Annotated in this window: 1 protein-coding gene; it reads right to left on the reverse strand. The window is 67.1% G+C overall.

Going from position 1 to position 280, the window contains the following annotated elements; genetic code table 11:
* Positions 1-250: hypothetical protein (locus NDO48_RS29150; protein ID WP_267322906.1), on the reverse strand; the 250-nt coding region annotated here is incomplete at its 3' end.
* Between the last annotated feature and the right edge of the window lie 30 nt (positions 251-280).

Raw genomic sequence — 280 nt, forward strand, 5'->3', positions numbered from 1 at the left:
GGTTGAGGCTCATCAAAGCGACCAGCGGCAGATTGATCAGCTTGCGCGCCAGATTCAGCCAGGTAACGGCGCCTTCGCCAAGCAGCGACGCGACCATCCGCTCCAGCAAGGCCAGGCCATGGCTGGCCAGATTGCTGCCGAACAGCGGCGCCATGCGCGCCAGCAGCTCACGTCCTGCGCCGGAGCCCCGCCCCAGCTTCCATGGGCGCCAACCCTGGCTCCAGGTTGACCGCAACAGCAGCAGCGGCATGCACAGGCTGCCAACCAGGCAGGCCAACGC

The sequence above is a fragment of the Aminobacter sp. MET-1 genome, from assembly GCF_026521175.1.
GTDB lineage: Bacteria > Pseudomonadota > Alphaproteobacteria > Rhizobiales > Rhizobiaceae > Aminobacter.